At 54.2% G+C, this 6,440-nt stretch carries 7 protein-coding genes, 2 tRNA genes and 1 pseudogene; 3 read left to right on the top strand and 7 right to left on the bottom strand.

Features of this window, described 5'->3' with window-relative positions; all coding sequences use genetic code 11:
• The 6 genes from BBD46_RS19020 to BBD46_RS18995 form a co-directional block, all read right to left on the bottom strand.
• Positions 1–466, bottom strand: a 466-nt coding sequence (locus BBD46_RS19020; RefSeq protein ID WP_071403245.1) for an IS607 family transposase, incomplete at its 3' end; no start/stop codon positions are given.
• 161 nt (positions 467–627) lie between these two features.
• Positions 628–698 (bottom strand) — tRNA-Asp (locus tag BBD46_RS19015).
• Between the two features lie 6 nt (positions 699–704).
• Positions 705–780: transfer RNA gene (locus BBD46_RS19010), tRNA-Gln, on the bottom strand.
• A 644-nt stretch (positions 781–1,424) separates the two neighbouring features.
• Complete coding sequence (locus tag BBD46_RS19005) at positions 1,425–1,685, bottom strand: hypothetical protein (protein ID WP_071403244.1); 261 nt, start codon at positions 1,683–1,685, stop codon at positions 1,425–1,427.
• 142 nt (positions 1,686–1,827) lie between these two features.
• Positions 1,828–2,097: a hypothetical protein gene (locus tag BBD46_RS19000; RefSeq protein ID WP_071403243.1), complete on the bottom strand. Its 270-nt coding sequence runs from the start codon at positions 2,095–2,097 to the stop codon at positions 1,828–1,830.
• Positions 2,098–2,402: 305 nt separating this feature from the next.
• Entirely contained in the window at positions 2,403–2,990 is a 588-nt protein-coding gene (locus tag BBD46_RS18995) for a hypothetical protein (RefSeq protein WP_071403242.1), read from the bottom strand.
• Positions 2,991–3,073: 83 nt separating this feature from the next.
• On the opposite strand from BBD46_RS18995, the gene BBD46_RS22395 reads away from it, so the two are divergent.
• On the top strand, positions 3,074–3,802 hold the full coding sequence (locus BBD46_RS22395) for a DUF3800 domain-containing protein (protein WP_139173722.1): 729 nt from the start codon (positions 3,074–3,076) through the stop codon (positions 3,800–3,802).
• A gap of 484 nt (positions 3,803–4,286) precedes the next feature.
• On the opposite strand, the pseudogene BBD46_RS18985 reads toward BBD46_RS22395, so the two are convergent.
• A pseudogene (locus BBD46_RS18985) lies at positions 4,287–4,907 on the bottom strand (hypothetical protein); the annotation flags it as partial.
• 93 nt (positions 4,908–5,000) lie between these two features.
• Here BBD46_RS18985 and BBD46_RS18980 point away from each other — a divergent pair.
• Together BBD46_RS18980 and BBD46_RS18975 are read left to right on the top strand one after the other, a co-directional pair.
• Complete coding sequence (locus BBD46_RS18980) at positions 5,001–5,627, top strand: winged helix-turn-helix domain-containing protein (RefSeq protein WP_071403246.1); 627 nt, start codon at positions 5,001–5,003, stop codon at positions 5,625–5,627.
• Between the two features lie 14 nt (positions 5,628–5,641).
• On the top strand, positions 5,642–6,178 hold the full coding sequence (locus tag BBD46_RS18975; protein ID WP_071403240.1) for a hypothetical protein: 537 nt from the start codon (positions 5,642–5,644) through the stop codon (positions 6,176–6,178).
• The last annotated feature ends 262 nt before the right edge of the window (positions 6,179–6,440 follow it).

Genomic DNA, 6,440 nt, shown 5'->3' with positions numbered 1-6,440 from the left:
TGATGGTGACACCGTAGCAGTCGAAATACCGTTCGAGATACGAGAAGCCAAAGCGGGTGAGTCTATCTTCGTAGGTGACGAGAATGCGTCCGTAGTCGGCTTCCTGTAGGTCATCGAGAAGAGAGTTGAGGCCACGGCGGTCTTCGTTGAGGCCACTTCCAACGTCGGTATAGGTATTTTCGACGCTCCAGCCGTGGTCGTGAGCGTAGTCTGTGAGTCGGTCGAGTTGTCGGTCGAGGTCGCCGTTGTCTTTCTGGCCGTGGCTTGAGACGCGGGCGTAGAGGGCAACACGGTCTGTTGGACGAGTGTCGCCTGCGAGTCGGCGAAGTTCTCGGTGTGGAATCCGACGTTCACCGCCGGGTGTTCGGGTGTAGTCGAGATCGTCGTTGCGACACCAGCGTTTGACGGTCTGGGGGTGAACACCGAGTTCGTCTGCGAACTCGCCAATCGAGTACGACCGCGGCATTCTGATGTTACTGGTAACTACTGGTAGATATTTATAGGTACTGAATTCTGTAACAGTTACATTACCCTGCTGGGCCCAGCATCGTAGGAACGATCCAGATGATCGAACCAACGGGCTGCCTACCTCGATGGGTATCCCCACGTGGTTTATCCACGCGTCCACGCCGACGCCGGGATTCGAACCCGGATCACGGCCGTGACAGGGCCGTATGCTCGCCGGACACCATGTCGGCATGCAGTCGCCCCGGCCGGAATCGAACCGGCGACCTCCGGATTCAAAGTCCGGCGTCCCTCGCCAGCGGAGACTCCGGGGCTCCACGTAGCCGCAGCTATCGCTGCGGGGATGTTGGCTAACGACTTCCGTGCGCTCAGCGCGGACGGAGTCCGTTCGCCTCTGTATTGAAACGAACGGAAACCAATCAGCCGCGAGCCTAGCATCCCGCACTCGCATCAGGCTGTGTACTGAGCGAGTACTGGACACAGGTAGGCGGCAATCCCGTGTTCCTCGACCCGTGACGGGTAGTCCGTATGGGGGCTGAGTTATGCGGGTGAGAGTATCCGGTTGTCGCCGGATTGCGTCGAACTCTCGTATTCGAAGTCGACGTGGATCCGGCGGTTTGCGCCCGGTCTCTTCGCACGCTGATCTTGTAGGCACTCGCCGAACACGGGACCCGCGGCTAAGCGAGAACGAGCACGCCGCGGGGTGAGGCGAGTGATGATCATTGTGTTGAACGCTCCCAGTTTGAGGGGTGTATCGGGCGTCAACCTGGAATATCGTGGCAATTGTATTAAAATTAGTCAGGGTGTGGGTAACACACCCATAGTAGTGGACAGTCGAATGTCACACTCAGGGACCTCGACGACGTGTTCGTCGACCGTCTCTTCACAGAGGTGGGCGCCTTTCTCGAGTTCACGGGACTGGAGTTCCGTTACTCGCTCCTTATTCGCGCTCGCCTTGTTCAGCGCTGCTTCAGTCGCCTTCTCAAGACGATCACACGCCTGTTCGGTTCCCCGATACGCTCATCCTGCTTCTCGAGTCGGGCCTCGAGATCGGCAATGCGTTCGTCTTTTCGTTCGAGTTGGCGTTCGGGCTCACGGAGTCGTTCATCTTTGTGTTCGAGTTCGTGCTCAAGCGCGTCGAGACGCTCTGTGAGCGCGTTGAACCGTGCGGCAAGGTGGTCTGGAAGTTGTTCACTCGTCGTGGTGGTGTGTACAGACATCGTAGTGGTGGTGTGCAGTGGGTTGGTGAGAAATCGCTACCTCAGAGGGGATGGCTGGCCCGAGACCGGTCGAAGACGGAGGCGACTAGCAGGCCAAGCGTGTGGCTGCGTCGCCGGTCTCGTCAGTAACTGCCCTCAAAACTCATGGCACCTCCCCGTCTGGATCCGAGTCACGGTCCTCGGGCGGACTCCCTGTGAAATCCGCCCGGTCGAGTGGAGTGTCGGAAAGCAGTGTGAGTGTGGGTTGGCCGCGCTGCTGGAGGTAGTCTTGGAGGTCGTCGTCGGTGAGTGCCTCCCAGTGGTCGGCGTCTTCTTCCCGGTATCGGAGGTCGCCGTCGACGTCGGCGACGATGGCTGGTTCGGTGCTGGCAGGCCGTCGAAGGCGAACTTGAAAGGGCCAGTGTGCGCCCACGTCTCCCGGAGTTGCTCACGCAGTGTCTCGAGGCGTGGTGGATCGGTTGGGTTGGGGGGTCGGGCGGCTGCCGGGGCGTGGATTGCGATTTCGTCGACAGTCTCGCGGGTCTGTGGCCGCCAGCCCAGGCCGTCCCACTCGAGGAGACGACGGCTGTAGCCCTCGGTGTCGAGGCTGGGGTCGATGATTCACTTGACTCGGTATTCCTCCGTCTCCAGGCAGAGGAGGATGTCAATGAGTGTCGGTTCCCTTCTCGATCTCAAGGAACGAGGTATCTGCCTCGAAACTGTATAAGTGAATATGTTTTACCTATTCACCAATATCTCTTCGTACTTTTCAAATGGTATATGGCCTGTGATAGCTAATTGCCGAAGTTCCTCAGGCTGTAACTGTTCCAACTCTTTCTCAGCTATTTCATCAAGCGATTCTCCGATATTCACATTAAGATCTACATTCACCTGTTCTACACTCTGCCCATGAGAGAGATACATAGTCGTCAGAGCCTTTTCGAGAATCTTTTCTAATGTCTCTTCTGTCTGTCCAACGTATTTGATATTCCCACCTCGATTTTCTATAGCACCATCGAGGAGTAGTGCAAGAGCGGCATCGATATTATCATGAATGGACGCCGAAATAGGAACTCCGTTAGGATCCTCAACTGCCTTTGCTAGGTCTCGGTGTTCAAGATGTTGGTGCAGCAGCCCTAGATCCACGATACTCTGATAGAGCCGATTTCTAATCCGTGCCCGTACTGCCCGTTCTTGTGCTGATTTCTTTTCAATGTCAGATTTGCCGTTCAGGTATTTCCGTTGGTTTTTGGTAAGTAACGCTGACATCCCGAAATCGGGGACGTCGGCACTGTTCTCATGGCCCCGTGAGTTGTCGTCTTCCATCGTACTCTATACTATTACGCCGTAGCACTTATGCATATGGGGACTGTACGTATATCTGAAACCAACCTACCCAACTTCTCCCCATGACGAGATATCTTTATATTTTTGTCGACGAATCAGGCAACCCAAGCTCTGGCGAGTATTACGTGGTTGCAGGGGCGTGGTGCATATCTGACGAACCGAATCCTAGTCGAGCGTTGCAATCAACAACAGATAACCTCGCAGGCATCGCAAATTCGCTCCGAGACAGTTCGACTCCAGTATCCGAACTCAAAGGAAGCCAACTCCCAATAGAGGTTCTTCTCTCAGTCGTTGAGTCTCTAAATGGCGGGCCAGCTTTTGATGACCCATCTGTCAAACACCAACAACTCCCGTGGTCAGGAAGCCGCCCAATACGGTTTACAATCCACGGCCTAAATCCGGTTCTCGGGATCGAGGTACTGAAAGAAACGTTAGGCGGGTCTGCTCTGAGTTCAGGATCGTCACATCCAGAAGCCCTCCAATCATTGTCGCTTGCAACAATCTTAAATCCACTTGTTCAAGCAGAAATAATCGATCTCATGCGGATCGATCAGGTCAAGGTTGTACTGGATGCTCAAGTCTGGCAAGCGCCCGTCAATCGGATCGAAGCCGGACTTGATGTCGTCGAAAGTGTGCCTGAGAATATTACGTTTGAGACGCGAGATAGTGCTCAGACACCAGGACTGCAACTGGCGGATATCGCTGCGTATACCTGGGGGCGACAGCTCAGGTCCGGTGACTGTGGGAGTGGGGTTGCATATCTGGATAACCTACGACTCTCTGGTGACTGAGTAACAGCACGAAAGTCCAACCAGGCAACAGCGGGGGTCTCATTCCCCTTCAGGGAGGGATCATTGTCCCCCGTGTCACCTGCTCGGTCTCTACTACTGGTTCCAGGGAATTAAACCTTTGTTCTTTGCAGGCACCCTTCTCCTACAGACGCTTTTTGTAGGTTGTTGTTGATGCCATCACAGTCGATTCGTATCTCACGGAAAGAGGAGAAGATACCGTTGGAGGAACTACAACGGAGTGATTCAAAACTGAACGCGAGTGAGGTGCTCCAGTGACAGCTGTCGTCTTCAGGCTATCCTTCACTCCCTGTCCTTCGTTGTGACCACCGACGACCACTCGAGAAAGACACCAACCGTTATCCAACCCGCATACAGCCGCGTTCGTCTTGTGAGATAGGCTTCCTAGAGAGTCACTAAACCTCTCTCGAGGCGTCCTGTAACCCACTGTCCCCGGTCACCCGAGGACACCAACTGTCACCGGCTCTTATTCGTCACCTCCCGTTTCACCAGGGATCGCAGCGTCGGTGGGCAGCACCAATCGTCGCTCAGTGTACTCGAGGCCGTTCTTTCGCTCTTGGCGCTTCCTCACTGCGGCGCGGTGCTTCGAAAGATCAAGGACAGCATCGATCACTCGCGAGACCAACTTCTTCGCATAACTCTCGCTGATGTCGGCTTCCTAGCGGCGAATCCAATGCTTGAGATCGCTGGCTTTGACGTACTCACCGATTTCCCGACAGCCTGCTTCCCAAGGGTTGTCGTCGACGCTGTCGTCAGTCCGGGCTTGCCACAGCTTCGCTGCCAGCCGCGTCGGCACTGTATTTGCGGCTGAGCGACGCATCTCGTCGTCCATCCGGGCCAGTTGCTGGACTGGCAGGAGGTCCCCGTAGGCGAGCGAGACGTCGCCGCGGTCGAGTGGATCCGCGCTGTCGGGGAATCGGAAGTACTGCTGGCCGTCGTCTTTGGTGACACGCTCGAGACGGCCATTGGGAACGTCGACGACGTGTTCGTCGACCGTTGCTTCACGGAGGTGGGCGCCTTTCTCGAGTTCGCGTGACTGGAGTTTGGTGATGCGATCTTTGTTGGCGGTGGCTTTCTTCCGTGTGGCCACCAGTTGGTTTACATCTCCTAGACATATATCAAAATTATTGTTCAAATTCCGATGCGAAGTTTGAAGTTCAAGGATTTCGTAGTAACGTATATGACTCCACGTCCTGCTGCGGAAACCCCTCCGCAAGATTTTGAGACTGGAATCAACCAGCTCGCAACTATCGGTCGTCTGCTGGATCACCCAGAGCTTGCACGTGTCTACGTCTACGTTTGCTATTATGGCCCGGTCACCCGACCACAGATCAAAAATGCACTAAATATCCCGAAGACCACGGTCTATGATCACGTTGAGACGCTTGAAAGACACGAAGTCATTACTCTCGCCAGTGGTCGACCTGTAGACATCACAGCAGAGCCAGTGAGAATTACCACTGACGGCATTATGGTGACGCCGACGATTCTTCATGCGATTGCGCTTCAAGAGGTCGACGAAGATATTTCGTACTTTGTGGAGCGACATGGAGTTGGAAAACTGGCCGCTGCAATCCGGCAGGCTGGGCTACATTATGCAGACCAGATCACGCAGCGGATGGCCGCCGATCCTCTTGAGATTCCAACTGGCGAGGCAATCCGTATCATCCTTGCACTCAAACCCGCGTTGGCGGTCGGGCAGGAATACGATCCACACTTTAGCGATATATTCCCTGAAATCGCCGGCGATATCGAGTTTGATGCTGATATTGATGTCACTGCTCCGCTTCCCGATTCTGAATCGTAAATTGGGCAATCTCAATGAACGAATCATCTCCTCTCTCTCCTGAACACGTTACACTAGTCGATACGAATGTCTTCATTAGCACTGGGAATCCTGGAAAACCCAAATATCGTCGGTTCCGCCGAGTTGTTCGTCGTGCTGGCGTCACACTACTGATTCCTGCCCGCGTCGAAGAAGAAATTGAACAAGGTGGTGTTACACCGGCCTTGGACCAAGCTCGAGAAGAAGGATGGGCAAAAATTGTCGACGCTCCGATTGTGTCTCAGGGGAGAGCTACAACAGCCCAAGACATCATGCGGCGGGCAATTGCATCCAAATCAGCTGAAAAGGATGAACACGATGTCGAAAAGGCGGATCCAGTATTTGCTGGACTCGCTATCGAATATCTTCTTGACAAGAAGAGACCAGACAACGTGACAATTATCACTGCTGATCGAATTGCCCAAAAATCAATCGAAATTGCTGTGTCCTCGTTAGGCTACGACGACCAGGTCTCCATTATTAGCCTCTGGGATCTTATTGATTTTGAAGATAATGATTTCACGATTATCTAGCAGGTTGGGGTGAGAAGCTTCTAGTTTTTAGGATCGAGGGCTTCAGTCCAGCCTTCGTCTTCATTACCGAAATCGAGGCGCTAATGCCCCTTCCTCAGCGAGCGCCGAAGGCGCGAGCAGGGAGGGGATACAGCGCCGCTCGTCTTTCTTGGACTGTTCTACAGCAGGCTCGCAGGCCCACGCTATCGGTAGCTTTATGTTTCTACGTAGTTTAAACATTGGTAATGGATCGGTACGAGGTCGAAGGGCACGAAGTCCACGA

The organism is Natrialba sp. SSL1 (assembly GCF_001861355.1).
Lineage (GTDB): Archaea > Halobacteriota > Halobacteria > Halobacteriales > Natrialbaceae > Natrialba.
The sequence above is the reverse complement of the archived record's forward strand: the minus strand, read 5'-3'. Positions and strand labels throughout refer to the sequence as shown.